Raw genomic sequence first — 26858 nt, 5'->3', positions numbered from 1 at the left:
GCCAGAACGACAACCCCGTGAGCTGCAACAAGCGAGCCGCGTTAAATCCAGAAGTATCGCTAGTCTAGAGAGTCGATATTTACTTTCTGCCAGTCGGTTGGAACAACTCCAAAACCACCTCCTCCAGGCGTTTGGATTTCCAACATATCTCCCGCTTCGACCTCACGTTCGCAGATGCCGGGAAGTTCCTCGATTGAGCCGTCGGCCCGGATGAGCCGGTTTCGCCCGCACTCCCCGGCTCCGCCTCCTTCGAGCCCAAATGGTGGATGCGGGCCCCGGCGGCTGGTGATGAGCGAGAGCTTCAGTGGCCTCAGGAATTCCAGCTTCCGCCGCATGCCATTACCGCCGGAGTGCTTACCCGTGCCTCCGCTATTCTTACGGATACCCATTTCCCACAGTCGCACCGGCAGGCGGCGCTCGAGTACCTCCGGGTCCGTACTACGGGTGTTGGTCATATGTACTTGCACGGCATCGGCACCACCGTGGTCTAGCGTAGCCCCGCTACCACCGCCGAGAGTTTCGTAATAACCGAAGTTATCATCGCCGAAGAGCACATTATTCATCGTTCCTTGGCTCGCGGCCGCTACTCCGAATGCTCCGAGCAATACATCGACAACTCGTTGCGAAGTCTCCACATTGCCGGCTGCAACCGCGGGTGAATCGCTTACCGTCTTTCCTGGTGCTGGATTGAGCAAACACTGTGGCAAAATAATCTCAACTGCATCCAGTACGCCTTCGTTAAGTGGAATATCCTCATCGACCAGCAATCGCAATGAGTAGAGTACTGCGGATGTGACAATCGCGGGATTGGCATTTAGATTCCCACTCACCACAGGTCCCGTACCGGTGAAATCAAAAATGGCTGCCGGCTGGCTTGCATCTTTGCCTGAGTTTATAGAAATCGCGACGCAAATCGGCACGCTTACACCGCTAGCGGTTTCCAGGTAGTCCGTGAAGGAGTAGCGATCAACAGGAAAACCTGCTAGGACTTGGCGAACCTTCAATTCCGCCGCTGCCTGCACCGCTTTCATCTGTAAGAGCAGCTTCGCACGCCCATGAGTTCTTACGAGTTTCTTCAACCCTCTCGCACCCCGTTCCACCGCCGCTGCTTGCGCGGCAAGGTCGGCAATATTTTCTGCAGCGCTTCTCGAAGGATAATCACCCGAAGTCAGCAGTTCCTGCAACTCTTCCTCAAATACTTTGCCATCACGTCGATACAGAAAGTTGGAGATCAGTACGCCTTCTTGAGACAAGGACGTAGAGTTTGGTGGCATCGAGCCGGGCCGCACCCCGCCGATTTCCGCATGATGGGCTCGGCAAGCTGTGCAAAATAGCAATTCACCCGTTTGCTCGTCGTGCACGGGTAGCACCATCGTGATGTCTGGAAAGTGCGAACCGCCACGGTAGGGATCGTTCGAGATGAAGACATCGCCTAGCTGGTGATCGGGGTTCTCAGCCAACAAGCATCGCACGGTGACACCCATCGCTCCCAGGTGTACGGGCACATGCGGCGCATTGGCAACAAGCTTTCCCTCTGCCGTGAACACCGCGCAGCTGAAATCAAGCCGCTCCTTCACGTTCACGCTCACGGCAGTGCGTCGTAGGACGTGGCCCATGCGTTCCGCTACGCCAACGAGCAAGTTGTTGAAAATCTCCAGTTCGACCGCCGCTTGAGGTTTAGCAGTTTCCGCCAGCAAGCTTTGCCCTGGCGTAGTTTCCGCGAGCTTCCTCAGTAGCAATTCTCTACCTTCTAGCATTTCTGCCTCCCAGCCGTGCTCGATCACAACCACGGTATGTGTTTGCGTGATAAGCGCCGGTCCGGCAATGAGAAATCCTTGCGGCAGATGATCGCGTTGAAAAGAATCTACCGAAAGACGCTCACCAGCGAACACCGCTTCGTGCTGAGCTGGTTCTGGAGCCCCCTTGCTGCTGTTGACCACTTGAGTGGGTGACGGCGATACCGGCAAGCGCAGATTGAGGCGAGCACTTGCCACTTGAATTTCTCGGTCGGGCTTGGTGTACCCGAAGCGTGTCTTATGCAGTACCTCGAAGTCTTGACGGACTTGTTCGACCGAACTGTACGGGACAAGTAACTTCGTGTCGGAGCCTGTGTAGTGAACTTCCAGACTACGCCCCAACTGCAAGTCCTCAGGAAGGACGCCTTCCGCAGCGAACTCACCGATAGGCACTTTGGCAAGTCGGTTGAAGAATTCAGTAAGATGTGATTCTTCGAGCGTTGCTAACGACTGGTACACGCCCTGGGTCGCTCCACGCACTTCCTCCGCCATTCCGATACCGTAGGCGCTGAGTATGCCTGCGTCCGGGTGATGGAGAATTTCGGTAATATCCAACTCATCTGCGACGGCGCATGCATGTTGTGCTGCGGCTCCACCGAAAGCGACAAGCAAATGCCCCTCCGGCTGAACGCCTTTGGCAATCGTTACGTTTCGAATCGCTCCCGCCATGTTTGTGTTGGCAATTTTCAGGAAGCCCTCGGCAAGCTCCACCGGAGTGAGACGCTCTGCCCGATTCACGAATACTTGAGCCGCGATGGATTCGATTCTTGAGCGAGCGGCTTCGATGTCCAATTGAAATGGAAAGTGATCCGGGATGACACGACCGAGCAGCAGATTCACATCCGTAACCGTAAGTGGCCCCCCACGTCCGTAGCAGGCGGGGCCTGGATCTGCCCCTGCGCTGTCGGGACCGACTTGCAACTTTACGCCATCGAACCAGCAAATCGACCCGCCGCCCGCTGCGATCGTCTCAATGGCAAGCGTGGGTGTCATCAATCGCACGCCGGCCTTTTCGCTCTCGAAGTCGAGCTCTAGCGAGCCCGCATAGCGCGACACATCGGTACTCGTGCCGCCCATATCAAAGCCGATGGCTTTGCTGTAGCCAACCAACTCGGCCGCTCTCGTATATCCTACGACTCCGCCCGCGGGACCGGACAACACGCTTTGGCAACCGCGAAAGCTAGCTGCGCTCGTCAATCCGCCGGAGGAAGTCATCAGCCTTAGCGTGCTGCCGGGTAGCTGTTCTTGCAGCTTCGTAAAGTAGCTTCGCAGGACGGGATTCAAATAGGCATCCACAAGTGTGGTTTCCCCGCGGGCGACCATTTTCACCAGCGGCGAAACTTCGCTCGAACGGCTGATTTCGGCAAAGCCTACTTCACGGGCGAGATGTTCAATAACGAGCTCGTGTTCTGGATTCAAGTCCGCATGCATGAGGCAAATCGCCAGTGATCCGATGCCCTGCTCTTTCAACTCCACGAGTTGCTGCTTCACCTTCGACTCATCTAGAGGAATCAGAATCTCACCGGCTGATGCGATACGTTCTGCGATCTCAATAACGTTATCGGTGAGCGGTACACGCTTCTTGATCGCTAAGTCGAACAGCCGTGGTCGATCTTGGTAGCCGATGCGTAGCACGTCGCCAAAGCCATGCGTCACCACCAGTGCCGTGTTAGCACCAGTACGCGTGAGTAGCGCGTTGGTGCCACGTGTTGTTCCTAGCCGTAGTAAAACAGGCGGCGGGGTTTCGTGTGTGGCTAATCCGAGCAAATACCGAATTGCCAGTACCGGTGCATCGTAGGCGTGGCGCAACTCGTAGCGAGTGCCCGGCTGAGGAGGAGTTGATAGAGAATCGACAATCGCAAAGCTACCAGTAGAATTGTCGAAGCGATCGACGGTGGTCTCTTGGTTTACATCCCCTTCATCATTCAAGAGAGCCAGCGTGGCGTTGTCCCAGAACTGCGGTGGATCGTTCTGCCGCTGGGAATCGACAAGTCGCTCCTGCGTACAACCCATGCCGAGCTGCCCTTTCGTGGCCCCCGAGCTGAGCAGTTTGTGGCGCAGTAGCTCGCCATTGGGCTTCTTTGCCATGCAGTCGGTGAAAGTGCCGCCAACGTCGATCCAAAATTGCCACGGTAATTGTGCCATGTGAGTGATGATAGCCCAAGTGAGCCTGGGTAGCAGCCCTTTGAAACAGCCGCTTGATAATATACATGCGTACAGTATACTGCCCCGCATGATTGGTCATGTCGATGCAGACTGTTTTTACGTTTCCGCCGAGCGAGTGCGGCATCGGCATTTGCTGGGGCTACCGGTCGGCGTGCTGGGTAATCACGGTGCGTGTATCATCGCCAAAAGCTACGAAATGAAGGCTAGCGGCGTGGGCACGGGCGTGCCCATTTGGGAGGCGGCGAAGATTTGCCCCGAAGGCATCTATGTGAAACGCGACTTTCGCTGGTACGAAGTGCTCTCCCGGAAAATGCTCGACGTCGTGAAACGACATAGCCCGCGAGTAGAGTTTTACTCAGTCGATGAGTCCTTCTTCCAGGCCAGAAGTTGGACGGCCAAAGATGCGAGTGGCTTGCAGCGGGAACTCATACGGGAAGTCGGTGTGCCGGTAAGCGTAGGCATCGCACCGACCAAAACGCTCGCAAAGCTGATTAGCGATAGCGTAAAACCGTTTGGATACGGCGTGGCGCTCACAGAGAGTGCGCGCCGTGAATTGCTCGAAGGCTTGCCTGTCACCGAGATCACCGGCATTGCGAAGCGCTCGGCAGTGAAGCTCGCCAGCCACGGAATTACCACATGCGATCAACTGGCCGCGGCTGATCGTGCGTTCGTACGCTGGCTGCTTACCAAACGGGGCGAGGACCTGTGGTGGGAACTCAACGGCACGTCGGTGCTGCCGATCAACGTCGCGCGACCTGTGCATAAGTTCGTAAGCCGTGGGGGTTCCATCGGAAGAGCGTCCAGTGATCGCCAGCGCGTGGCAGCGTACGTGGTGCGAAATGTGGAACGGTTGGTCGAAGCGCTCGATCACTACAAGCTGGTATGCGATCAGCTAACCCTTTCGTTGTTGTTTCGCGATGCGCCTGAGCGGGGTCAGCGAGTAAGCCTGCTCGGCAGTACCTCTGGCGTAGAACCACTCCGCCAAGCAGCGTTGTGGCTCTTGCCGCAGGTGTGGCAACCTCCCCGCGCGGCAGTTCATTACATGCACGTGATTGCCGGCCGACTCTGGCCCCGTTGGCAAAGCCAGCCAAGCCTATTCGACCAGCCAGCGCTACGCGATCCACAGCAAGACACTCGCACTGCCGCCCTGGAAACCGTTACCCAGCAGGTGAATGCGTCGGTCGGGCGATTCGCCCTCCGTAGCGGCATGACCACTCCTCTGGCAGACGTACACGCCGATCCAGCTAACGAGTATGATATTTGTGACATCTACGGGAAGAGCTGTTTTTAAAGAGTGAGGGGGGCAGTCGGCTGTGTGGTTTTGCCAGACGTGCTCATGTGGTTCATTGTTAGGCACTGAAAACTGAACACTAAAAACTGGGAACTTGTTTCATGTGTAAAGGCATTTCCATCCTCAAGGCTCGGCTCAAGCAAGAGCTGTTTGATGAGTATGAACTCGAAAAGCGAATCGTGGCGCGTGCCGAGTCAGAACAGCCCGAGTTGCATTTCATGTACCCAGACCCTGTTGTGGAGCTACCCGTGGAGTGGGACGGGCAAACGCTGATCATGGAGTGGGGCAATCGCGGCAACAAGGAAAGTAAGCTGCCACGCACCGGTTGGTGCCGCAAGGAAAGCCTGGACGCAGGGAAGTGGCGTTGGCTGAAGCCAGAGCCGTGCATCATCCCGGCAAACTTCGGCCTAGAGAAAGGCGTGTGGTTCCACATCGACGAGGGCCTGGAAGGCGTCGTCGTGCGTGACGAACAGGACAAGCCTCATGTCTACATGCTCACCCAAGCAGCGAGCGTGTACTACGAAAACATGACACGTCACGAAAGAATGCCTGTGCTCGTTGGGCAGGTGATCTGAGCCTAGCGGCTACCACATTCGATTCACACCACCAAGTCACTATCGAAACTTATCAAACAACGACTGCAGGCCGCTCCGCTTGCGACTGGCCGTGTTGGGACGCCGGCGTTGCAAGTCGGCCAGCGTTTGCCCCTTGGGCGGGATGACAAACACTTGCGGATCGTCGATTACCCACGGGGTCGACCAGTTCTTGCCGTTTTCCCAGTTCGCTACGTTGAAGAACACGCTGTCGAGATACTGAGCCTTCGAGCTGTAGGGAAAGCTGCTGTAGAGATGATCTTCATCTGTCAGGTCGCCGGTGCCTTCACGTGCGTAGTAGTGAACCTGCCCGTCAGACGTGTAGGACATGCCGAGCGTCCACCAGCCATGCTGGTGAATCTTCGGTCCCGGTACGTCGCGGCCGTTCTGGCGAGCACGGACGCTGATCTGAGCAAAGTCTTCTTTGAAGCGGCGATCGGTTTCGCTGCGGAAGAGTATGAAGAAGCCGGGCCAGTAGGGTTCCATGTCACCATCGGAGTTAGTACCCCGCACATCGCCACGGAAGCCGAATGAAGCGCCCGTACGATTTTCCCAGCGATGAAACTCAGGCAGGTAAACACGCACCGTGATGCTTGGCCGCCAGGAAACATGAATCGGACGATTAAGACGCGTTCGCACGCCCATGATCAGGTCGTCTTGCATTTGCTCTTGGGCCAGCTTACCAGGAATTCCAGAGAGGCGAGTCGCCATGAGTAGCGAACCGTTACTGCCGGGCAGTCCACCGGGAGGAGTAATAATACGCTGTACCACGTCGGGCTGCCCACGTTTGGCGCTTTCGTACCAGCGCTTATTGTGCGCGAAGCCGCCGGGTGCCCGTTGCTTTTCATCTTGCTCGTGACTGGCTTTGGCACCATTCATGGTGTAGGCCCAGTCCTCCGCCTCAAAGTCATCGCCTAGCCGATCGACTTTTTCTCCCGTGCCGGGTACGAAGGCATTTGCGGCAAGGCAGCTGTCAGAAGTGCCTGAGAACGGCAGAACAACAATAGCCAAAACATTACAAAGTAGTGTGAGTCTGAAAGTGCGATCCATCGCCAAGGCTCCATAGACACAATTATGGTGGTCTACGGTTAGCTATCGGATTTCTAGACGCAGGAGTTAAGGTTTTCCTAATCGGCAAGACTTAACCTGCTAGCAACGTGACCTACTGGCCCTGGTCTGATGCCGCGCAGCCGGTGCTATCAGTGCACATCTCGCAAGAATCAGCAGTCCCGCCTGCGTGCTGCAAGCAGTGCCCGATCCGTTGGCTGATGACTTCCATCATCAACGGATGTAAACCGAGAGGTGCCGTCACGACGAAGGGAATATCGCCATGCTCAGCCGCAGCCGCGGCAGCCAACCGGGGGATGTCGCTGTGCCAATGCCGGCCTGGCGAGAGGAAGTAAGGGAAAACGATGACTCGCTTTGCCCCCCGCTCAATGCAGCGAGCGAATGCGACAGCGATTGAAGGTTCAGCCAGTTCCATGTGAGCCGGCTCAACGATTTCCCACGAGGAAGACTGATCGTACGCCGCCACGACTTCGAGCAGTAACTGGTTACTTTCCTCACGGCGCGAACCGTGGTCGACCAGGATCACGCCGGTGTGCTCAGTATTGGTAAAGTCGTGCTCACTCATGCTCTATCACGGCCCCTCGCTTGTCGGTTTCGCCGTCGCAAGCTTCTCACGAATAGTATCAAGTCGTTCTGCGAGTTCCACCTCAAACCCACGATCCACTGGTCGATAGTAATCCTTTTCAACCCCAAGATAATCTTGCGAGGCGATGCCATCTTCGGAGTTGTGAGCATACTCATAACCTTGCCCGTGCCCAAGGCGTTTCGAGCCTGCGTAGTGCCCATCGCGCAGATGCATGGGTACCGGAATCAGCCTTCCTTCCCGAACGTCAGCCCGCGCCTCACCAATCGCGACTGTAGCGGCATTTGATTTGGGAGCACAGGCGAGATATGTAACACATTGAGAGAGACTCAACTGACACTCCGGCAGCCCGACAAACTCACACGCTTGCATGGTCGCCACGGCAAGCATCAGTGCTTGCGGGTCTGCATTGCCGACGTCCTCGCTCGCGAGGATTACAAGGCGGCGACACAGGAAGCGGATGTCTTCGCCCCCTTCGATCATGCGAGCCAACCAGTAGAGACCCGCGTCAGGATCACTACCTCGGATGCTCTTAATCAGAGCGCTAATCGCGTCGTAGTGACTATCGCCGCTGGCATCGTAGCGGATGGCTTTCCGCTGAACCGACTCTGCAGCTAATTCCAGAGTGAACTGTACAGGGCGTTCATCGCTAGAGAGCACGGCAATTTCTAGGGCGCTCAGCGCTCGGCGGGCATCGCCGTCACAGGTAGTTGCCAGGAACTCAAGAGCTTGGGGCTCGACTTCGACGGGAGTGTCACCAAGACCGCGTTCACTATCAGCGAGTGCTTCACGAAGCAGGCCAACAACATCCTCTTCAGAGAGGGGCTCGAACTCGAAAACACGACTGCGGCTTACAAGTGCATCATTGACGGCAAAAAAAGGGTTCGATGTGGTTGCTCCGACGAGCACCACGTTGCCATCCTCGACATCTGGGAGCAGTGCATCCTGCTGAGAACGGTTAAAGCGATGGATCTCATCAATGAACAACAGAGTGCGCGGCCCGCCCGATGCTACCGAATTGCGACTCTCTTCGAGGACTTCCCGTAATTCCTTCACACCACTGGTTACGGCATTGAGCTGGCGGAAACGTCGATCGGTGGAATTGGCCAGCAGGTGGGCAAGTGTAGTCTTCCCCGTGCCTGGTGGGCCGAAGAAGAGGACCGCGGTCAGGCGATCTGCCTTGATGAGGCGGCGCAGCAGTTTCCCCTCGCCAAGGAATTGCTGTTGCCCAGCGAATTCTTCAAGCGTGCGCGGACGCATGCGAGCTGCCAGCGGCATCGCCTGCTGTCGATTTTCTTGTTCCTCTGCGGCGAAGAGCGACATGGGTTCAATCACTGCTTTAGGATTAGGATGGTGAAGCATAGACACGGCATACAACCGATATAGGCGTTGTACGCCGTCGGCGTTCGCCCGGCTACCCTACGGGTATTAACGGCAAAGATTTACTTATTTCAGCCAGGCCAGGACGCGAGTCGATTCTTCTACCCATAACGCCCTCCCTTTGCCACTAAACGCCTTTGCTCACGAGCAAGACTTCATGAAACATTACGACTGCATTATTATCGGCACCGGACCCGCAGGTCAAAAAGGGGCGATCCAAGCCGCCAAGTTGGGTAAGCGAGTCGCTGTGATCGAGAAAAACTCCGTACTAGGCGGAGCGCAAATCAATACCGGCACGATCCCCTCGAAGGCCCTTCGCGAAGCAGCACTGCATCTAACGGGAGTCAACCGCCGAGGTCTTTTTGGCAATACCACCTGCGTGAAAAGCGACATCACAGTGGCAGATTTAGCCTCGGTTTCGCAGCAAGTGATTCGTCAAGAGTGGGACGTCATCCGTAGTCAGTTCGACCGAAATCATGTGGAGTTGCTGTGGGGACGCGCCGAGTTTCAATCGCCCAATGAAGTGATTGTCCATGGGCCGGATAGTTCAGAAGTCATTACCGCGGATCAGTTCCTGATAGCCGTAGGTACACGTCCTGCTCGACCGGAGAATATCCCGTTCAACGAGGGCTCAATCTTCACTAGTGACGAAATCTTGAAGCTAGATCGCTTACCACGCACAATGATCGTGGTCGGCGGCGGAGTAATTGGAACCGAGTACGCCTGCATCATGTCAACTCTCGGGGTGCGAGTTACCTTAGTGGAGGGACGCGATCGCTTACTTGGGTTCCTCGATCGCGAAATCTGCGACGCTTTCCAATACTTCTTACGTCAAAAGAGCGTGACCCTGCGACTAGGCGAGAAGGTGGAAGAGATCAAGGAAGTGGAAGTTCAGAATGGCACCCCGCATACCCTCGTGCAAGCTCAGCTTGAGTCCGGTAAAACACTCCGCGCAGAGACGCTACTCTATGCCGTGGGGCGGCAAGGCGTTTGTGGAGCGTTGGGGCTCGACAAGGTAGGCATCGAATTCGATGACCGCGAACGATTGCACGTGAATGACGACTATCAAACCAATGTTGAACACGTCTATGCTGCCGGCGACGTGATCGGCTTCCCTGCCCTTGCGTCGACATCGATGGAGCAAGGCCGTCGCGCAATTTGCCATGCGTTCGGGCAGTGTGACGTAGGGAACTACAATACGTCGCTGTTCCCATATGGAATTTATGCTGTGCCAGAGATCTCGATGGTCGGCAAAACTGAAGAACAGCTTACTGAGGAAGGTATCCCCTTCGAAGCTGGCATCGCACACTATCGAGAAATCGCTCGCGGGCAACTGATTGGAGACGAGCTAGGAATGCTCAAGTTGCTTATTCACCAAGACACGCACGAGATTCTTGGCGTTCATACTATTGGAACCGGTGCCACGGAGCTAATCCATATCGGGCAAGCCGTCATGGCATTAGGCGGAAAGGCACAATTCTTTATCAACAACGTGTTCAACTTCCCGACGCTTGCAGAGTGCTACAAGGTGGCTGCGTACAACGGTCTCAATAAGTTGAACCACGTGTAATCGAATGCCACCAAGGTCCTTAGTTGGCAAGAGAAAGCTGGGTACGCTGCTTGCCCTGCTCCAGGTTAACTACCGGCGGCTGAATGGATAGCACCTTGATTCCGTAAAAGCTATCGCCAGCTGCGAGAGGCGAAACTTCGCCATTCACAAGCAGCAGTGCCTGAGGTTGGTGCACGTTTGAGAAGCCCAAGAGCTCTACCGCTTCGCCTTGCTCACCGTTACTCTTCGTCACGCCCTTGCGACTTGGCGCTGCAAAGATATCTACGCGCTCTGGAAAAGGGGCTACGTATGCTTCCTCAACGGTTTGTTCTACTTCTGGCGCATCGCTCTCTGCTTTTGCAGGAACTGCTTCAGGCTGAGGTGAGCCTAAAACGGGTCCATCTGTGGGGGTAGATTCTGACGGAGCGGGAGTTTCTTGCACAACGGGCTCGCCACAACCCATAAGGGACAACGCGACTAGGGAAGTTGACAAGTAGGAGAGTGGGGAACGATTCATGATGGGAGTCCTTGGAAGTGAACGCTTTGGGTGCCTCGTGGTGAAACACTCGCGACAATAGTTCAGCTTCTCAAAGGTAGCTCATACGGGGAAAACACGCAGTTTCGATAAGTAGAACGCGGCAAACGGGAGGTCTTTACTAGGGCTTCCTAAGCGAATTGCCCGAGCAATCGTTACGAACCCTTCATGCGTTGCCAAAAGGAGCGTCTTGCTTCCACCTTGGAGGGAGCCGCAGGCCCATCGGTCAGGCGACGTCCATTTTCAGAATTAGGCACATTGGCCCGGAACCGCGCCTCGTACTGGGGACGCATTGGGACGGCTGCCGAGGTCGTGCCGCCCTTTTCGATAATTTCCGGCTCGACTTCCGTTCCGACAGGTGGCAATTGAATCAAGCGATCTTCTTCGCAAGCTCCAATGCCTTCTGAGCATCCTTGGCAATCAGCTGGGCACCCTTCTGCCTGGGGAATCTTGTCCAGCCGGCAATTCACCGTTTCGGCCGCTTGGTATTGTCGGGCGTCGAGGGGGTCTTCGTAACCGACGATCTCTGGCATGATGAAGACAATCAATTCGCTTTCCCGGACGTTGGTATCCCGAGAGCGAAACAATGGCCCAATGCCACGTATGTCCTTAAGAAAAGGAATACCGTTGAATTCGCCTGTATCACTGCGTTGCCGTAGACCACTGAGAACGAGAGTTTGACGATTGGCCACACGCACTGTGGTGCTGGTCTTGCGTGTATCGATAATTGGCTGATTTTCTTGTGGCGTGAATCCTGCCAGACGGCTGAACTCAGGCTCGATAAGCATCTCCACGGTACCGTCGGCGGCAATGGTGGGCTGAACTTTCAGCGTGATTCCCGCCTCTTTGAAGGCTGTGGTGCCAATGTTGCCACCAAACTCGCTCTGAGTTATTTGTTGGTAGGGAATCTCCGACACACTTTTCCATACTGCCACTTCATTGTCCATGACAGTAACATTAGGATCGGCCAGCAGACGAGCATCATTCGCGTTTTGCAATGCGACCATCACTGCAGTAATGTCGAAGTTGCGCGTTAGGCTTTGAACTGTCAGAGCGCTCCCAGCACCAGTAAGTGGTACCAGCGTTGTGGTATCTAGCTCCAACAACTGATTAGGACTGCCATCGGCCCCCAGTGAGTTGCCTTTGGCTCCACTGTTCCAGTTAACGCCTAGCTTTTCTACATCCTCCAGACTGAGGTCGTAGATGAGCGCAGTAATGCGAACTTGCGGTCGAGGACGGTCGATGCGAGACAGAACCTTGCGAACCATATCGATATTCTTGCGGTAATCGACGATGACAACCCGATTCTCGAGGCTCATAACCTCAATGCGCCCCTCGGGGCTCATCACTGTACTCAAAGAGGATTTCACGTTGTCCGCTGGGACGTACTGTGTGTGGAAATACGCCACTTCCAACTGTGGCACGCCCACTGCTTGAGGGGAAGTGTCGAGCTTTGATGCCGCATTCTCCATGCGACTGATGAAGTTTCGGATCGTTTCCACACGATCTGCGTAGTCGATAACGAGTAGGCTTCGAGCAGACTTCAGCGGACGAACTTGCCCCTGGGCACTCGTGAGCAGTTTGGCTGCATCTGCGAGCTCGTTGAGGTCGCCGTAGTAAATCGGGATCGATAGCTCGCGGTATAGCGGATTGGCACTTCCGACCGCATTCTCAGGCAGTACGGTGATACTGTCACCTATTGCACGGTAAGAGTAGCCGTTCACCGAGAGAATGGAATCAAGGATCTCTCGGAGCGGGGCTTGCGTAAAGGTCCCAGAAACAGTGCCTCTCACATCCTTGCCAACGACGATGTTTACTTTCCAGATTTCGCTGATCGCAAACAGTGCATTTTCAATACTTGAGTTCGTGCCACGTAGAATTAGGTCTCCTTTTCGATCAAGGGACTCTTCGAGAGTGAGTTTCGGTTGCACCTCTTCGGCGCGTAGTGTCTCAGTCGAGTCACTTTGTGAGAGACGAGGTTGCTCACGCTGAGTAGATGCCGGAGAAACTCCTAGCGGGGCAGGCACCCGAAGGGCGGGACCACGGCGAGTCGGGGCCTGCTCGCCCTGTGCGTAGACGCGCACCGAGTTTCCACTTGCAGCCAGAACGAGGGCCAAGGTGAGCGCAATTCGCAGCACGGGCTTGACCCGAAGTGCGTAGGGCAGATTGATTATGTCATTGGTGTCGAGCATGTGTCCTCCTTGACACTGCCCCAGGTTGCTATCGACCAACTTTGCGATGGCCTCAGCCGGTATTTCTTGCTCTAAATCCGCCGGTCACTCTTCCTTGAGATAAGCGGCTTTCCTCAACACTCTCCTACTACGATTTCTTCCTCGTGAGGTCGTAGACCCAAAGTTCCACTTCCATAGCAATCCGATCGCTAGCGCGACCAGAACTGCTCATGCTTAAACGTGCCGGGTGGGCAAGCGTATTCTCTTCCTGAAACTTTGCTATCAAGTTTTTTAAGTCGGCTATCTCGCCATCTACTGCTAAAACCATCGACCGTCGAACAATCTGGAATGGCGTCTTGTTTTTTGCACTCTTAGGTACAGACTGGGTGGAGAGTACGTCGCCCTCTTTGGTCCAAATTCTCGAATTTGGTGTTCCGATGTCGATCCTACGAAGCTGACAGTTACTCTCTCGTGCGAGCTCAATAATCCTACTGCGAAAGTCCCCGACACGTTCCGCCGTAACCGCTCGGCTTTCCAAGGCGGTCAGTTCCGTTGAGAGGGCAGCGACTCGTTCCTCGAACTTTGGAAGTGCTTCTACCTTCTGACGGGCACGATCCAACTCCTCGGTAAGAACGCTACAAGCCTCACTTCTCTCAGAATAGTCATCGGCAAGCGGCAACAAGGTCACGAGGCCTATGAGCAGCGTGGCTGTTGCAACGATTGGCCAACGATAACCGGTTTCGCAGAATTTGCGGATTAGGGAATCATTCATTGTGAGCCACCTTTTCAACGGGAAGGTCTGTCTGATCGTTAAATTTTGCCACGTCGAGCTCTAGATTGAATCCAGTGATGGGGCCTGACTTCGATGAGCCTGCACTAGTACTCTTTAGGGCCACTTCGGCAAATGCTGGGGACTGCTCCAGCCAGTGCACGAAATCGTAGACACCCGCTTCGAGGAAGCTGCTCCCTTGGATCTGAACCGCGGTTCCATTGGTAACGTTCAGATGACTTAGCCAAACATCGCCGGGCATACAATTGCCTAGCTGCTCAATCAGGTGACTCCCAAGTGGCTTGCCAAGCTGCTCAGCTACCGTCTTTATCTCTGTGAGTTTCGCCTGGGAACTCATCAACTGAAGTCGCAGCTCGGTAGCACGGGCCTGAGCTGGGGCTAGCTCGTCGAGATTTGCTTGCAAAGCGTCAATATCGCTCTGCATATGTTGATTTAACATGCCAATGACTGCGGCAACAAGTAAGGTAGCAGCGATGGGTATTGCGCTACGAATGAGCGTCGGCTTCAACGGCTCTCGCGTGCTTGCAATGATGTGTTCCATCAAGTTGGGTCCATCAGGCTCGCTATCTCCCATAAAAAAATTCGACAGCAAGGCTCCCAGGGCAGGAATTCCCGCTTGTCTGCTAGCACTCTCTCCGAGGGTCCAGGTAGCATCGACTTGCTCAACAGTCGCCCGCGAAACCTCGAATTGTCCCTGCTTGGCGAAAGACTCCAAAGCAGCTTCTACAGAGTTTTCCTGGCCACACAGATAAACTTTTCTGAGTTCAGGAGGCGGCGCATGTAGTTGGCGCCCGGTATGCCGTTGGAGTCGATTCAAATGTTCTGAAAGTAAAGCCGGGAGCTCCGCGGGATTGGCACGCCCGCCAGGGCGATAGTCAAGCAACAACTGGCCTCCATGACAGACGCCAATATCAGGCGTAGATTCATCGAGATGAATCAGCAGGTAGGGTGTCTCAGGCACATCAGAAATTCGACAAATTGCACGATTGGCTGCGGATAACGCAGGTTCGATCGAGGCGATGTGTAGGCCAGTGCTTTCCGCTGCGAGCTGGATGGTGCTGAGCGTTTTCGAATTACAGACGGCTGCCAGAGCATACTGATGGCGAGCATCAAGCGTCCGTGTTTTCGAGACGATCACCTTTTCGCCAGGACCCAGCGATAAGTAGAGCCGGCTGCGTTGGCTTAGGCGTTGAAGTTCTGCACGAACCTCCTCATTCGTACCGCGAATCGCTCTAGTGACACAAAACTCTCCGCTGAGTACAAGATGCACTACTGGTGTTTGCAGATTAAAGTGCTTCGCAACGACCTGTATCGCTTCGGTAAGCTCCTGCATCCCTGTTTCACTGTTCAAAGTAGTTGCTTCCTTGCGCCAAGTCATCTTGATGGCGGAAACAGTTTCGGGGCTGCCTGCCCCAACGCGTTGCAACTCGACGGCCGAAAGTTCAGAACCGTTAAGTTCAAGGACCAGTCCTTGGTCGTCGTTAGCTAGACGTCGTGCGTGACGGCGTCGTTCGTTTTTGTCGCGCCGCTCTTGAGTTTCTCTACGATCGCTCATGATCTTATATGGGAGTTAAGAGTTAGTAGTTGGAAGTACGTAGTTGATAGTTTATTGAGAAGGTTCAATATTCCAGCATGGCTGTCACGCTTCTGGTCACCTCGCCAGAGGCTCCAGAGGAGACGACGATCACGGAGAACGGATCCGCTCCATCGACAGCCGTTGCCGTGTAGGTGTCGTGATTCGGGAAGGTTCCTTCTGAGGCTACCCCCCGCCACGTGTTGTCTGCCTCGAGCAGAGCTGCTGCCTCGTGAACGCCAGCGTTCGCCAAGTAGAGCGCACGTTCATGGTCGATCGTGCTACGAATTACAACCAAGTCGCTCGTCAGCGTATTTAGGATCTGAACGAGTAACATCGTGGTCATGAACACAACAAATAGGCAAAGCATCATAGCGGCACCGCGGCGCGCGATTGCAGGCGAGCCATAGGCTCTGCGTTGATGGCGTTGTCTTGCGTGTTGACTGATCATGGATCTGTGGGGCTTGATTGTCTGCTTGTCATGGTTCACCAGGATCGGACCCAGGCTCTCGAAGTGAGCACTTGGGTCGTAGTACCTGCTGGGCGATTAAGTTCGTAAGTTACGGAACACTCGATAATGTGAATGAGATCGGTCTCTTCTGTTGGGGTGGTGCCATCGACCTTATAGCCAACAAATTTCAGCTGAGTCACATGGTTGGCGAATAGGTTGCCCGCGGTAGTCTCACCGAAATTCACTTGATCGTTGATATTGTCGTGGTCCCATACCAATACGGACCCATCCAATTGCAACAGGGACAAGGTACCCGAGGTGTCCGCAGGAGCGGATATTGCTGTCACCGCAGTTGCCTGTCTAACGTTTCTGACAATATGTCTTACAATAGCTGCTGCCCCTTGAGTACGCTGATGGTCCTCACGGTGTCGATTCCAGGAGGTTTGCGAAGTGCGCAGCACAACCATGCTAGCTGTTGAAAGTGCAGCCATCATAGCCATCGCGATGCTCAATTCGAGCAACGAGAAGCCTCGTTTCGGTTTGCTGCTAGAGCTCTTCATTTTCGTAGGAAAGCAGTTTGGAAATCTTAGTTCGGAAAGTGATCTGAATTTCGGTGGCTCCGGGAGTTCCACTAGCGTCGGAATCGTCGAAAATGGTGACCGAAATCGACATGAGTTGTCCAGCGATGCCACCATCTGCTGGGGCGTCTGATTGAGTTAGTTCATATCCAAGCTCACTATGCCCGTAGGCACCCAGGTTGCCGTTGTCGGTAAGGTTTGTCCAATTGCGCATCGCAACTGAGGTTTGCTCTTCGAGCTTCATGACAGCGAAGTTGGAAAGCAAACTTCGCATGTGCGCTTCTCTACTCACCGACATTGCATCTCGCATGAAAGCCAAGGCAGGTACTAACGTACCGGTGACCAGAGCCGTCGCGGCGACCATCTCTAGTAGAGAGAAGCCGCAGCGCCTTGTACTTCGTCGTTGGTGAGGGCGTCGTGTATTCATGTTGCAAAAACATTGATTACGACGTTGACAGAACTCAACGTCTCATCAAGAGCATAGGTCACAGAATACGTGATTACTGGGTTCTCGGGTGTTCCCGAACAAAATCGAAACAACCGTGTGGACCCTCACAGTAGGCAATCGCCATACAACACACCCAAGAATGTAAACCCCGAACTAGCGAGGTTTACGGTGTGATGTCGAAAACTTGGCAGAGCCCCGTAGCGGGTACCGTGGTAACTTGCCACGAGCGACTGGGACCAACGATAGTCACGGTATAGAGAGCCAACGATGAACCGTCGAAATCAAATTCCAAGTCGGCGTGCGTAGAGGTCACTACTAGGCCAACCGGCGTAGTGCGAGCTGAGTCGACGATGACATCGCCGCCACTTGCTCTGCGCCACATCACGTAGCTCGATATACTCGAGCCATCATAGGTTACACGCAGGAAATGGTTGTCGCCGGTAGCAGCTGTGCGTTGGCGGACTTGCTGCAGATCAGATTGCAATGTGCGAGCGTAGCCCTCGGCACTGAGGTTTGTCAGCGAATCGTTGCCAAGGCGCGAGATCGCCGCCAAGCTGACGATGCCAATGACCGCGACTACGGCTGTGACTTCCAACAAGCTAAAAGCCCGCCATCCCAAGGGACGGCGAGCTCTGAGCTGATTTTGCGATTGTGTTCGCATAAAAGTGATCGCCCTGTGGGTAATTCAACTTGGCGATTTATTCAAAACGTTCTTTAGTGGCGTTGTAGGTGTAGCCTACGCCTGTCGGGTCGGTTGGTGCTCCATCTGGCAGGTAAACGCTGTCCAGGTTACCAGCACTAAACGGTGCAGCATCGTCTGGCCATGTGCCGTTGTCGATGTAAAAGCGTTCGACAGATGCATTGAGTGTACCAATGTGGTGAGCACGAACCTTCTGTTTCGCGGTATCGCTCGAAACCGTTACACGAGGCACGATGATCGAGGCGATAATGCCGAGAATTGTTACAACGGCAAGCAATTCGAGCAACGAGAAACCGCTGCGTTTTCCAGACTTCTTCATTTCAGGGAACTCCTATGGGCAGGACCGAAAGGTCGAGGGGGCCGGTCAAACGACCCATTACTAATAAACTGGGAACTTGTGGTGTTAGCTCCTACGGTTTACTTAAAAGTAGGTCACGAATTACATCGTGTTTGTGGTTTCTACGATCTTTGCCAACTCCGTGGAGTTGACAGGGTGATTAACCGTCACATTCGGTGCCATTGCAAGCTTTCCACTAACGAGAACCCGCTAGTGGGTGTGTCCAACAACACGCCCTGCGGCATCAATGGCATACGGCGCGCCATCCACAGGGCACGTAGCGATGCCGTCAGTGAAGTAATCAAGATCCGCACCGATGTCAGACAGATTCGTGGCAGGCCAGCCACCAGTATTATGGTGCCAAAGCTCCGCTTGAATTTCTATATTACCGATGTTTGTGTGACAGGCAGCCCTGTTTGCTTTAACGTCGTTGCCGGCAAGGCGGGGGACCATCACAGCAGCGATTATTCCGAGCAGTGCGATCACTGCCATCATCTCCATCATGGAAAAGCCGTGGCGTGTTCTGCTTTGTCCTATCACGATAATTCACCAGGCAAGTTGAAATGAGGGCAATTGATTGTTTTACGAGATCGTATTGACCATGTCGAACATCGGCAAGTAAATCGCCAACAGGATCACGGCAATGGCCGAAGCGAGGCCGATCGTAAGAATCGGTTCCAAGGCACCCACCATCATGGTGGTCTTTCGCTCGATTTCAGCACGTATGTGATTGCAAATGTCGAATGTAGCGTTCGTGAGCTTGCCTGTGCTTTCGCCGACGATAACCAGTTGATTTACGATTGGTGGAAAGAGGTCTTCGTGCTTTTCAAGTTCACGGCTGAATCGCTCGCCGCGTTGTACTGCGATCCGCAAGTCTGTCACGGCCTTGCGTACCGCTCGATTGCTAACGGAATCCGCAGTATCCGCGAGTGCATCTGCCAGGTTAAAACCGGCACTCATTAGGTTATTTAGTACTTCCATAACCTGCAGAACCGACATGTCCCTCAACAGATTGCCAAACATGGGGAGTCGAAGCACAGCGCGATCCATTTTGGAAGCAAAATCGTCCTTCTTCCGTAGTTGCTTGAGGGCAGCAATCGTTAGTATTCCGCCACCAACGATCCAGGGTAAGTATCTCTTACAAAGTTCACCAAAGGTAATGAGCACCTGGGTGACAAAGGGCAGCGCAACCTTGGCGTCTTCGTAGGTGGTTTGAAATACGGGCACTACGTACAAGAGCAGGAAGGTGATCAGCCCGCCACCGAGAACGACTAGCATTACTGGATATGCGAGCTTCCTTATGACCTGTTCGCGGAGCTCACGCGACTTGTTGCGATGCTCAGCCAGATGGGTAAGTGTATCCACCAACGTACCTGAACGCTCACCCAATCGGATCTGCGCGAGCGTGATTTTGTCTGCCATGTGGGGGTAGGCACTCAAAGCACTGCTGAACGTGGAACCGCCTTCCACTTTGCGACGCAGCGCGTCCAACACCTCTTGATGCTTCGACAACGAGTCTTCCTTGGCTAGCGTGCTTAGCGCTTTGGGCAGCGGAACACCGTTGCTCACCAAAGTGGAAAGATTACGGAGGATGAAGGTCATCTCCGCAGGCTTCATCTTGTGTTGGCCATTTCGCGGCTTGGTGAGCGCTACCCAAAGGTCGAACGGTTCGTCCGCCTTGGTAACTGTACCGCCGGAATCATAGGTTCCGACTCCGGCAGTGGCTGTTGCGTAGCGTTTGCGTCTTGACATGGTTGATGTTCCTATTCCGCGAAATGCCACTAAGGGCGTTCCCTACAGGCTATTTAGCCAGAGACCTTGTAGAAGACTTCTTCGAGAGTCGTTTTGCCGGCGATCACTTGCTCGATACCGGCACCGGCAAGCTCCACCATGCCTTCTTCAACGGCAATCTCACGAATTTTTGTTGTGGGCAAGCCCTTCTCGATAGCTTCGGAGAGTCGCGGCGTAACGACCATGATCTCGTAAATAGGGACACGACCAGAGTACCCTGTTCCCAGGCACTTCTTGCAGCCGCGGCCACGGTAGAAGATTGTGTCTGGTGGGATATCAATGCCGTGGTTGAGAGCGTTCAAGTAATGATCATTTGACTCAGCCGGTTCTTTACAATGCTCGCAGATAGAGCGTAACAGACGCTGGGCTATCGCCCCGAGCAACGCTCCACCGGTCTTGAAGTTATCGATGCCCAGGTCATTAAGCCGGTTCACAGCACCCACGGCGTCGTTGGTGTGCAATGTGCTAATGAGCAAGTGACCAGTGAGGGCTGCCTGCACAGCAGTTTTGGCGGTTTCGTGATCGCGGATTTCACCCAGCATGATTACGTCAGGATCTTGACGCATGATGTATTTCAGGGCATTCGCAAAGCCCAGGCCGTGCTCGCTATCGGAGGCAACCTGATTGATGCCCGGGAGGCGATACTCAACCGGGTCTTCCACGGTAACGATGTTGCGGCTCACAGCGTTGAGCTTGGAGAGTACGGAGTACATGGTCGTACTCTTACCCGAGCCCGTCGGGCCGGTCACCACGATCATGCCGTGAGGCTTGTCGATCAGTGTTTGAATCTTGTTCAGATCGCGTTGGCACAGGCCAAGGTGCTCTAGCTGAAACGAGCGGCTACCCTCGTCCAAGAGCCGCATCACGACTTTTTCGCCGCCCACAGTGGGGATTGTGCTAACACGAAAGTTCACTCGCGAGCCCGATTCGTGAATGGTCAGCTGGCCATCCTGCGGACGGCGGCTTTCGGTGGTGTCCATGTCGGCCATCACTTTGATACGCGCCACGACTGCTTCTTCAATATGTCTCGGGATGGTCATCACCGCTTGCAAGGTTCCGTCTACGCGGTAACGCACTCGCATCTCTGGCTGATGGGGCTCGAGGTGGATATCGCTGCTCCCTGCATTGATGGCACCCATCAGGATGGCCCGCACCAACCGCACGACGGGAGCTTGATCTTCTTCAAGCGTGTCAGTGGCAAGCTCCTCCTCGATCATGTCCTCAGCCGCTTCTAAGTCGGCCATCTTCATGTCGACTACCGTCTGGCGAGCGACAACACGATCGTCAAATCCACGATCCAGCGCAGCGCTGATGCTGTTTGGCAAGGCAACCACCGGTTCGACGTGGTAGCCGGTAATAAGCTCCGCTTCGCAGATCGTATCCATGTCGTCAGGAGCGATCATGGCAAGCTGCAAGGCGGTTCCTTCCACTGCTATGGGTGCCACACGTCGTTCGCGGGCGAGCTCTTCAGGAAGCAGGCGAACAACTTGCGGGTTGATGCTTTCGGCAATCACCTCCACAAACTCCACACCGTACTGCTCGCTAAGAGCATTGCCCAACTGCTCCGGCGAAATCAAACTTCGCCGAATGAGGATCGTACCTAGTAGACCACGCTCCGAACCCTGAGCGATCAGCGCACTTTGCAACTGAGCTTCAGTGATGCAGCCTTGTCGAACAAGGATGTCGCCTAAACGGGCCATAGAAATATCGCAATCTTGGGGAGGGGGAGTCTAACCGGGGAGGGGGGGACTTACTCTGGGGTGTGTTCTGCGGCAGCGGCAATCAAGTTCACAACCTTCTTTTCCAACACGACCGGATCGTACGGGGTGACGAGGTACTCGTCTGCACCTGCGTTAAACGCCCGTTGCACTTCTTCCAGGTCGGAATTGGCTGAGAGATACACAACGGGGATGTGATTGCTACGTTGGTCGTCGCTAAGCCGATTGATGAATTCGATTGAGTCGACATCGGATATGTGTCCTATGGCAACCAAATTGGGCAGCTTGGAACTGATCCATAACGAGGCCTTCGCGGCGTTGTCTTTTTCCACTACTTCGAATCCGAGCAACTCCAAACGAAACGCAGTAATCTCGCGGAGTACAGGCTCTTCTTCAATCAACAAGACGATGGAACGGGGCGATGACATATTTTATTTAGGGGGGATGAGCAGGGTCGTCCTCAACCCGGCGTAGCTGGTGACTCCCGGAATCATTTCCCGAGAAGGCAGGTTGTCCTCTGACAACACGCCTAGCAAAAATAGCTCGCAGAAGTGGGGAGTCAAAGTCTTACTCACCGGAGCGGTTTCTCTAAGCGAACCTTGCCGCATCGAGCGGTACAATCCGGCTAACCGTCAAGGCGACGACGGCAAGAGCATTGGTGAGGTCCATGAACAGGGTCACATCCGGCACGCAACTGCTGTCGGGTGCTATGCTTTCATACCACTCAATGAGGCTCATTGAGCACCGCACTCAACTGCCAGGACAAAAACGGATTCGAAGAGACCAAATGATGAAGACCTCCCCCGCAAGTCCACGCCGAGCATTCTCCTTGCTGGAACTGTTAGCAGTCGTAACGATTATCGGAATTCTAGCGGGCATTATTGTTCCGCGCGCTTCGGTATCGAGCCACAACGCCGCGGTGAAGACGTGCAGTCACAATCGCGCACAATTGAATTCCGCCTTGGAGCTATACAATCTAGAAAACGGCAGCTTCCCTGCCGATCTTGCTACCCTGGAACCAACACACTTCCCCAGCGGCATCCCCACATGTCCCGTATCCGGCAACGCCTATCAATTGGACGTCGCGGGAGAGCGCATCGATAGCCATGTCGGTGAAACGCATCCTTAAAGTGGGGTACCGCCCCCATGCATGCTATTTTGCACGCTAAGGAAGTCCCAATAGCTAGAGACTGACCAGCGTTAGAGGATTCTGAATGTGGGACCAGTCTTGGGGCACTGGTTTCGACGTAAGTGCTTACGCCTGGCCCTGACTCGTGTAGTCCCAAAAACGGACGTTTTTGGGACTTGCTACGAAGCGTCGGACGCCGACGCGTCGAACGGACATCTGCTAAAGTGCGTCGGACGATGAAGCCGAGGGGATTTAGCAAATCACCCAATCTGCATCGGGGTATTTGTCCTGTGCACATTCGGGAGTCCCATTCCAGGGTGAAATGTGGTCCTCCTCAGGGCGATTCAAAGTTTCATGATACCCAGCTTGGCGAATAGCTTATCGACTCGGTAAGCGTTTTCTCTGATAGCACCGATGAGGCTGGGGACTTTGGCTAAACGGAGCAGATTGATAGCCGCATTGCGGAAGCAGGCTAAGTTTTGGCTTCCACGGTGATGACGGACCCCACAACGGTCTTCTTGCCAGAGGACATCACGAACCCAGTGCAAACGGTTTTCAATGCCCCAATGGCTACGCCAGATCTCAAGCAGCTTCTCCGCATCGGCACGCTGCGGAGAGAGACTGGTGATGGCATACTGGACCTCGGTGATCGTCTCGTTGTTGCGACGACTCGTACGCTCTAAGCGAATCACCTGCCGAAGTCCGGGCCAGCGAGAGAGGTGCGGAACGATCCGCGTGCTGGCCTGAAGATGCCGCGTGATAACGCGACCATGCTCTTTGGTGTGCGTCCGGACCTCGGTTTGGAACGCCTCTTTTTTATGCTGACTGGCGGGGGGAAAAGGCCGGTAAGAAATCACCGGCGATGTCTTCTTCTAAGTTTCCCTGATTGCCTTTTACGACAATCAGGAAGTCACCGCCCGAATCGGTAATGGTCCTACAAATCTCGGTCTGTGCGAACATCGCGTCTCCGGTCACCACACGTCCTTCCAAGACAAGCGTCTGGAGAATTTCGGGGGCGGTCTTAATCTCGTTCGTCTTTCCCGAGACAGGCATTTGGCTGAGTACGCAGCCGGTCTGCTGATCAAACAGGCTCAAGAGATGGACCGACTTGCCGTACCGATCCAGGGTCTTACAAAGCGTCTTTCCATCAATGGCTAGGCAGGCCATTGCTTGGGGGTCGACTTCTGCGTGAGGAGTGATCCAAGCACGCAAGGCTTGTTCGAGTTGCTCCGGGTCCATCATGTTCAGTAAGTAACGAAACGCGCCTTCTTTGGGCGGCGTGCGAAAGTACCCCAGCAGATACCAAACGCTCTTCTCTTGAGCGTGAATCCACTGGGCAATGGCTTCATAGCCTCGCGCACCGCACAATACGGCACAGGCAACGGTGGCCAGCATGGCCTGCAATGAGTGGCGCCTTCCTTTAGCCCCACGCGGGTCGGGAATCTGCTGCAAGTGAGCTAGCAGACTCTCCGCGTGAGCGGCATTCACAGTAAAACCTCCTGAAATTAAGGACGAAACGTTAGTTGCTCTAAAACACGTACGCAACCTGATCTGCACAGGTTCATTCTTTGCGTAGTCCTGTGGTCCTCCTGATGCAATTTGAGGTTACACTACGCCGCGTTTATACTTTGGGCAGAACGCCACGTCGGGTGCGAGCTGATAAGTGCAAATGCAATAGGTGAATGGGAGGAAGCAGAATGGACGAAGCACAGTTGGTAAAGCGGCTGCAGACGGCTGTCCCGTCCTGCTTGAAACAATTCAAGACCACCCCAGCTGAACTGCCTAAGCCATTTGATGAAAATCCATGCTCAGTCTGGCGAATCGCTTGTAAATGCGGTGGCGAACAAGGTCATTTCCTCGGCTACCCGCTCAAGGACTACAACGCGGAGTACGATGGTCCAGAGTGTTTCTTAAGTCCACTGGCATTTGAGTGCAACACCTGCAGCACGGTCACAGAACTTCTCAACACAGACCTTCATGGTTACCACGCCGAAGTTGCCCGGCTTGAGGGTGACGAGCACGGCTCCTCTAAGCTTATAGGCGAGGGGTCACGTCAAGTATTTCGTTGTTCGGATTGCGGTAGCGATGTGTTCTCAGTAGTGGCGGGCTTTGTGTTCTGGTATCCAGACGAGTTGGCCGACGAATTTGACGAAGCGTGGGAAGATTTGTTCAGCGTTTTTCTTTGTCACTGCACATGTGCCGGTTGCGGGCAGACCTCTGAGCCGACTGACTTCGGAAAACTTTGACCCTCTAGACATCGCCGCAACCTGACCGCCCTTAATGGGCTGTTCGATATTTCGTATTGCATGAAGTCCCTTCGACCTCGCTCATAACGCCAACTCCCGAAGTTGCGTCGGTCAGTTGGCCGATGCACTTTGCAGAATTTCCTTCGTGCGTTCGGCGTGAAACGCGAATGGCACTTACTTTTCTTTAACTCCTTTGAGCATATCGAGTTTGGCCTCGTTCCTTGGTTTGTCGAGGAAGTCGTAGAGCTTGAATCGCCGTTTTCTTTTTCGGGGTTCGAATCGGTCGGGTCGATCAGCAACTCGATGGCTGGCAATGCACTTCAGTAGCTGGTCGTAGAGTTCCTGGCGCAATTCTGCATTGCGTCCAACCATGAATTCAATGACCGGTTGAAACGCCTCCAGAGTCTGCATGGCTCCTTTGAAACTGATCGTGCGTGGCTGAATGTCGTGCTCACTTGCCGCTTGAGCCATGACTGTCCGGATGAGATTGTAGGCCAGCACATGCGTCCAGATCTCTTTACGAACGAGTTCCGGAGTTTTGCAACGCAAGTCGTGCATTTGCATCGTCGATTTGATGGACCTTAGATCGAGCTCATTATTCCACCTCTGCCGGTAGATAAAAGCCAGATCTGCTTTGGTGGTTTGCTCGGGGTCAAGTAAAGTTGTGACGACGATAATACTCTTCGTCCTAAAGCCTCGTGTTAGAACGTGAATGCGCGTCTCTCGCACGGTGATGAAGTCAGGAAGCGACTGATAGGTCGCCCGATCCACCGCTCGAATGGAAGAAGGCTTTTTCCAGCGAACGATATGATCGTCTTTGCCCAGTCGTTTTCCTTTGCGAAAGTCGGCTTTACGGTTGGCTTTGTTGAGCCGGCTAACGAGATCGAGACCACGTTGTTGGAGCATCGCGATGTTGGCCCAATTGGCCATCAGCCGATCACCTAGCAGAATGTCTCCGGGCGACAGGATATCCCAGAGTTTGCGGAGTAAACTGACCTCGCCCTGTCCCTTGCCGGCGTAACGGCATACCCCCAGACCAACAATCGACCCACAAGAAAGAGAAAGGATCGCTCCGACCCGGGCGATCGGAGATCCTAACCCTGGCCGCTGCGTCGGAATTTGCGGATAGGCCTGTTGGTTCGCTGGCGTATCTGCCATGGTGACCGTCGTCCCATCGAACATATAAACGCGGCGTCCCTTCCAAAGCCACTTCGGATCCACCTGAGAATCTAATACGCGGCCAACCTGGCAAGCCACCGCTGAGAAGAACCTTTCAGGCAAACGCCTTCGGGCTCGGCAGTAGCTGCCGGTAAGAGCCGAGCATTCGCTCTCTCCGTGAGCAAGTCGATGAGCGATGAGTCGAGCAACGGCCCCTCGGCACGAATGGTCTTGGCTGAGCACTTGGCTCAGGAAGACCCAGAGGGTAACCAGCGGCGGGTAGACGCGGTCTTTCCAGGTCACTTCCGCGTCTGTCAGTGCCTGTGAAATGTGCTCCATCGACAAAATATTCGTGAAAGGTAAACCGCCTTCTTGCAGAAACTGTCGCTGCAGAAATCGGACTTGTCGACGAATGCGTACTGGATTAGAAAGACACATCGTAAGGCCTCCTTGCTGGTGATGGGTTCTTTGACAAAACCATCTGAGCAAGCGAGGCTTTTTTTGACGACGTCAGTTCAGCAAGGACTAAAGAAAGCACTGCTGCGATAGCGATGCTTAGGAGTTGGGGTGAAAGGACTTAAAGAAAAGTAAGTGCCATTCGCGTGAAACGCCGACGCGTCGGACACAGGTTCGCTAACGTGAAGCTATGAAAGAAGCGAAGCACCGCACGGATTTGGGCAATCTGCTCCGGAATGAGGTCGCTTAGCGTGCAACATCACGCGAATGTGGGCGGTACCCTTAAAGTGGGTGCTGGCTTCACCTCGTCAAGTGGTGATTAAAAGCCAGGCGAAATTGGCCACCCCATTC

At 54.4% G+C, this 26858-nt stretch carries 26 protein-coding genes; 5 read left to right on the top strand and 21 right to left on the bottom strand.

The genetic code is table 11. From position 1 onward, the window contains the following. Positions 1–59: 59 nt before the first annotated feature. The gene (locus HG15A2_RS12760) at positions 60–3941 is read right to left on the bottom strand and encodes a hydantoinase B/oxoprolinase family protein (protein ID WP_145060602.1); all 3882 of its coding nucleotides are present in this window, start codon (positions 3939–3941) and stop codon (positions 60–62) included. Positions 3942–4029: 88 nt separating this feature from the next. Between HG15A2_RS12760 and HG15A2_RS12755 the strand changes: the two genes are divergently transcribed. Next, positions 4030–5253, top strand: a complete 1224-nt coding sequence (locus HG15A2_RS12755; protein ID WP_145060601.1) for a DNA polymerase Y family protein — start codon at positions 4030–4032, stop codon at positions 5251–5253. 101 nt (positions 5254–5354) lie between these two features. Then, on the top strand, positions 5355–5828 hold the full coding sequence (locus HG15A2_RS12750) for a hypothetical protein (protein ID WP_145060600.1): 474 nt from the start codon (positions 5355–5357) through the stop codon (positions 5826–5828). A gap of 39 nt (positions 5829–5867) precedes the next feature. Here the strand turns inward: HG15A2_RS12750 and HG15A2_RS12745 are convergent, their stop codons facing one another. The 3 genes from HG15A2_RS12745 to HG15A2_RS12735 all read right to left on the bottom strand — a co-directional run bounded on the left by HG15A2_RS12745 (position 5868) and on the right by HG15A2_RS12735 (position 8820). Next, positions 5868–6896 carry a hypothetical protein gene (locus tag HG15A2_RS12745; RefSeq protein WP_145060599.1) on the bottom strand — a complete coding sequence of 343 codons (1029 nt, stop codon included), beginning with the start codon at positions 6894–6896 and terminating at the stop codon, positions 5868–5870. Positions 6897–7008: 112 nt separating this feature from the next. Continuing rightward, complete coding sequence (locus HG15A2_RS12740; RefSeq protein ID WP_145060598.1) at positions 7009–7479, bottom strand: CbiX/SirB N-terminal domain-containing protein; 471 nt, start codon at positions 7477–7479, stop codon at positions 7009–7011. A 6-nt stretch (positions 7480–7485) separates the two neighbouring features. Beyond that, positions 7486–8820 carry a replication-associated recombination protein A gene (locus tag HG15A2_RS12735; RefSeq protein WP_145060597.1) on the bottom strand — a complete coding sequence of 445 codons (1335 nt, stop codon included), beginning with the start codon at positions 8818–8820 and terminating at the stop codon, positions 7486–7488. Positions 8821–9034: 214 nt separating this feature from the next. Here HG15A2_RS12735 and sthA point away from each other — a divergent pair, with 214 nt between their 5' ends. After that, the gene (sthA, locus tag HG15A2_RS12730) at positions 9035–10447 is read left to right on the top strand and encodes a Si-specific NAD(P)(+) transhydrogenase (protein ID WP_145060596.1); all 1413 of its coding nucleotides are present in this window, start codon (positions 9035–9037) and stop codon (positions 10445–10447) included. Between the two features lie 19 nt (positions 10448–10466). On the opposite strand, the gene HG15A2_RS12725 is transcribed toward sthA, so the two are convergent. From HG15A2_RS12725 to HG15A2_RS24060, 14 genes are all read right to left on the bottom strand, one after another. Beyond that, positions 10467–10943, bottom strand: coding sequence for a hypothetical protein (locus HG15A2_RS12725; protein ID WP_145060595.1), 477 nt, complete (start codon positions 10941–10943; stop codon positions 10467–10469). A gap of 173 nt (positions 10944–11116) precedes the next feature. Beyond that, positions 11117–13153: a type II secretion system protein GspD gene (locus tag HG15A2_RS12720; protein WP_145060594.1), complete on the bottom strand. Its 2037-nt coding sequence runs from the start codon at positions 13151–13153 to the stop codon at positions 11117–11119. 127 nt (positions 13154–13280) lie between these two features. Then, complete coding sequence (locus HG15A2_RS12715; protein ID WP_145060593.1) at positions 13281–13904, bottom strand: hypothetical protein; 624 nt, start codon at positions 13902–13904, stop codon at positions 13281–13283. Further along, complete coding sequence (locus tag HG15A2_RS12710; RefSeq protein WP_145060592.1) at positions 13897–15477, bottom strand: PilN domain-containing protein; 1581 nt, start codon at positions 15475–15477, stop codon at positions 13897–13899. The genes HG15A2_RS12715 and HG15A2_RS12710 overlap by 8 nt, the downstream gene beginning before the upstream one ends. A 64-nt stretch (positions 15478–15541) precedes the next feature. Beyond that, positions 15542–15946: a hypothetical protein gene (locus HG15A2_RS12705; RefSeq protein ID WP_145060591.1), complete on the bottom strand. Its 405-nt coding sequence runs from the start codon at positions 15944–15946 to the stop codon at positions 15542–15544. 35 nt (positions 15947–15981) lie between these two features. Continuing rightward, positions 15982–16506: a PulJ/GspJ family protein gene (locus tag HG15A2_RS12700; RefSeq protein WP_218931931.1), complete on the bottom strand. Its 525-nt coding sequence runs from the start codon at positions 16504–16506 to the stop codon at positions 15982–15984. Beyond that, positions 16493–16951 carry a type IV pilus modification PilV family protein gene (locus HG15A2_RS24065; RefSeq protein WP_218931930.1) on the bottom strand — a complete coding sequence of 153 codons (459 nt, stop codon included), beginning with the start codon at positions 16949–16951 and terminating at the stop codon, positions 16493–16495. The genes HG15A2_RS12700 and HG15A2_RS24065 overlap by 14 nt, the downstream gene beginning before the upstream one ends. Positions 16952–17135: 184 nt before the next feature. Then, positions 17136–17633, bottom strand: a complete 498-nt coding sequence (locus HG15A2_RS12695; protein ID WP_145060589.1) for a pilus assembly FimT family protein — start codon at positions 17631–17633, stop codon at positions 17136–17138. Positions 17634–17670: 37 nt separating this feature from the next. Then, positions 17671–17991, bottom strand: coding sequence for a type II secretion system protein (locus HG15A2_RS12690; protein WP_145060588.1), 321 nt, complete (start codon positions 17989–17991; stop codon positions 17671–17673). A gap of 228 nt (positions 17992–18219) precedes the next feature. Continuing rightward, a complete protein-coding gene (locus tag HG15A2_RS12685) occupies positions 18220–18549 on the bottom strand; it encodes a competence type IV pilus major pilin ComGC (protein WP_145060587.1) in 330 nt (109 codons plus the stop codon). 42 nt (positions 18550–18591) lie between these two features. Then, entirely contained in the window at positions 18592–19761 is a 1170-nt protein-coding gene (locus tag HG15A2_RS12680; RefSeq protein WP_145060586.1) for a type II secretion system F family protein, read from the bottom strand. A 53-nt stretch (positions 19762–19814) separates the two neighbouring features. Next, a complete protein-coding gene (locus HG15A2_RS12675; RefSeq protein ID WP_145060585.1) occupies positions 19815–21500 on the bottom strand; it encodes a GspE/PulE family protein in 1686 nt (561 codons plus the stop codon). 50 nt (positions 21501–21550) lie between these two features. Continuing rightward, entirely contained in the window at positions 21551–21946 is a 396-nt protein-coding gene (locus tag HG15A2_RS12670) for a response regulator (RefSeq protein WP_145060584.1), read from the bottom strand. 160 nt (positions 21947–22106) lie between these two features. Beyond that, positions 22107–22256 carry a hypothetical protein gene (locus HG15A2_RS24060; protein ID WP_218931929.1) on the bottom strand — a complete coding sequence of 50 codons (150 nt, stop codon included), beginning with the start codon at positions 22254–22256 and terminating at the stop codon, positions 22107–22109. Between the two features lie 49 nt (positions 22257–22305). On the opposite strand from HG15A2_RS24060, the gene HG15A2_RS12665 reads away from it, so the two are divergent. After that, entirely contained in the window at positions 22306–22647 is a 342-nt protein-coding gene (locus HG15A2_RS12665) for a competence type IV pilus major pilin ComGC (protein ID WP_218931928.1), read from the top strand. A 344-nt stretch (positions 22648–22991) separates the two neighbouring features. Here HG15A2_RS12665 and HG15A2_RS24825 read toward each other — a convergent pair whose 3' ends face one another. Further along, the gene (locus tag HG15A2_RS24825) at positions 22992–23504 is read right to left on the bottom strand and encodes an ISAs1 family transposase (RefSeq protein ID WP_145057890.1); all 513 of its coding nucleotides are present in this window, start codon (positions 23502–23504) and stop codon (positions 22992–22994) included. Next, positions 23464–24135 (bottom strand): ISAs1 family transposase, encoded by a 672-nt coding sequence (locus tag HG15A2_RS24820; protein WP_218931927.1) that lies wholly within the window; start codon positions 24133–24135, stop codon positions 23464–23466. The genes HG15A2_RS24825 and HG15A2_RS24820 overlap by 41 nt, the downstream gene beginning before the upstream one ends. A 209-nt stretch (positions 24136–24344) precedes the next feature. On the opposite strand from HG15A2_RS24820, the gene HG15A2_RS12650 reads away from it, so the two are divergent. Continuing rightward, positions 24345–24893 carry a hypothetical protein gene (locus HG15A2_RS12650; protein WP_145060581.1) on the top strand — a complete coding sequence of 183 codons (549 nt, stop codon included), beginning with the start codon at positions 24345–24347 and terminating at the stop codon, positions 24891–24893. A gap of 174 nt (positions 24894–25067) precedes the next feature. Here the strand turns inward: HG15A2_RS12650 and HG15A2_RS12645 are convergent, their stop codons facing one another. Continuing rightward, positions 25068–26489, bottom strand: coding sequence for an IS4 family transposase (locus HG15A2_RS12645; RefSeq protein WP_145060580.1), 1422 nt, complete (start codon positions 26487–26489; stop codon positions 25068–25070). Positions 26490–26858 lie beyond the last annotated feature (369 nt).

It is taken from the genome of Adhaeretor mobilis, assembly GCF_007741515.1.
In the GTDB taxonomy this organism is placed as follows: domain Bacteria; phylum Planctomycetota; class Planctomycetia; order Pirellulales; family Lacipirellulaceae; genus Adhaeretor; species Adhaeretor mobilis.
This window is presented reverse-complemented; position numbering and strand designations above follow the sequence as displayed.

What these genes read in the sequence shown, in the direction of transcription:
- HG15A2_RS12695 (WP_145060589.1), bottom strand. Translation starts at nt 17,633, where the DNA reads ATGCGAACACAATCGCAAAATCAGCTCAGAGCTCGCCGTCCCTTGGGA.
- HG15A2_RS12725 (WP_145060595.1), bottom strand. Translation starts at nt 10,943, where the DNA reads ATGAATCGTTCCCCACTCTCCTACTTGTCAACTTCCCTAGTCGCGTTG.
- HG15A2_RS12670 (WP_145060584.1), bottom strand. Translation starts at nt 21,946, where the DNA reads ATGTCATCGCCCCGTTCCATCGTCTTGTTGATTGAAGAAGAGCCTGTA.
- HG15A2_RS12665 (WP_218931928.1), top strand. Translation starts at nt 22,306, where the DNA reads ATGATGAAGACCTCCCCCGCAAGTCCACGCCGAGCATTCTCCTTGCTG.
- HG15A2_RS12705 (WP_145060591.1), bottom strand. Translation starts at nt 15,946, where the DNA reads ATGATCAGTCAACACGCAAGACAACGCCATCAACGCAGAGCCTATGGC.
- HG15A2_RS12750 (WP_145060600.1), top strand. Translation starts at nt 5,355, where the DNA reads ATGTGTAAAGGCATTTCCATCCTCAAGGCTCGGCTCAAGCAAGAGCTG.
- HG15A2_RS12735 (WP_145060597.1), bottom strand. Translation starts at nt 8,820, where the DNA reads ATGTCGCTCTTCGCCGCAGAGGAACAAGAAAATCGACAGCAGGCGATG.
- sthA (WP_145060596.1), top strand. Translation starts at nt 9,035, where the DNA reads ATGAAACATTACGACTGCATTATTATCGGCACCGGACCCGCAGGTCAA.
- HG15A2_RS12710 (WP_145060592.1), bottom strand. Translation starts at nt 15,477, where the DNA reads ATGAGCGATCGTAGAGAAACTCAAGAGCGGCGCGACAAAAACGAACGA.
- HG15A2_RS12680 (WP_145060586.1), bottom strand. Translation starts at nt 19,761, where the DNA reads ATGTCAAGACGCAAACGCTACGCAACAGCCACTGCCGGAGTCGGAACC.
- HG15A2_RS12650 (WP_145060581.1), top strand. Translation starts at nt 24,345, where the DNA reads ATGGACGAAGCACAGTTGGTAAAGCGGCTGCAGACGGCTGTCCCGTCC.
- HG15A2_RS12700 (WP_218931931.1), bottom strand. Translation starts at nt 16,506, where the DNA reads ATGAAGAGCTCTAGCAGCAAACCGAAACGAGGCTTCTCGTTGCTCGAA.
- HG15A2_RS24065 (WP_218931930.1), bottom strand. Translation starts at nt 16,951, where the DNA reads ATGAATACACGACGCCCTCACCAACGACGAAGTACAAGGCGCTGCGGC.
- HG15A2_RS12755 (WP_145060601.1), top strand. Translation starts at nt 4,030, where the DNA reads ATGATTGGTCATGTCGATGCAGACTGTTTTTACGTTTCCGCCGAGCGA.
- HG15A2_RS12715 (WP_145060593.1), bottom strand. Translation starts at nt 13,904, where the DNA reads ATGAATGATTCCCTAATCCGCAAATTCTGCGAAACCGGTTATCGTTGG.
- HG15A2_RS12740 (WP_145060598.1), bottom strand. Translation starts at nt 7,479, where the DNA reads ATGAGTGAGCACGACTTTACCAATACTGAGCACACCGGCGTGATCCTG.
- HG15A2_RS12720 (WP_145060594.1), bottom strand. Translation starts at nt 13,153, where the DNA reads ATGCTCGACACCAATGACATAATCAATCTGCCCTACGCACTTCGGGTC.
- HG15A2_RS12645 (WP_145060580.1), bottom strand. Translation starts at nt 26,489, where the DNA reads ATGTGTCTTTCTAATCCAGTACGCATTCGTCGACAAGTCCGATTTCTG.
- HG15A2_RS12675 (WP_145060585.1), bottom strand. Translation starts at nt 21,500, where the DNA reads ATGGCCCGTTTAGGCGACATCCTTGTTCGACAAGGCTGCATCACTGAA.
- HG15A2_RS12690 (WP_145060588.1), bottom strand. Translation starts at nt 17,991, where the DNA reads ATGAAGAAGTCTGGAAAACGCAGCGGTTTCTCGTTGCTCGAATTGCTT.
- HG15A2_RS12745 (WP_145060599.1), bottom strand. Translation starts at nt 6,896, where the DNA reads ATGGATCGCACTTTCAGACTCACACTACTTTGTAATGTTTTGGCTATT.
- HG15A2_RS24060 (WP_218931929.1), bottom strand. Translation starts at nt 22,256, where the DNA reads ATGAGCCTCATTGAGTGGTATGAAAGCATAGCACCCGACAGCAGTTGC.
- HG15A2_RS12760 (WP_145060602.1), bottom strand. Translation starts at nt 3,941, where the DNA reads ATGGCACAATTACCGTGGCAATTTTGGATCGACGTTGGCGGCACTTTC.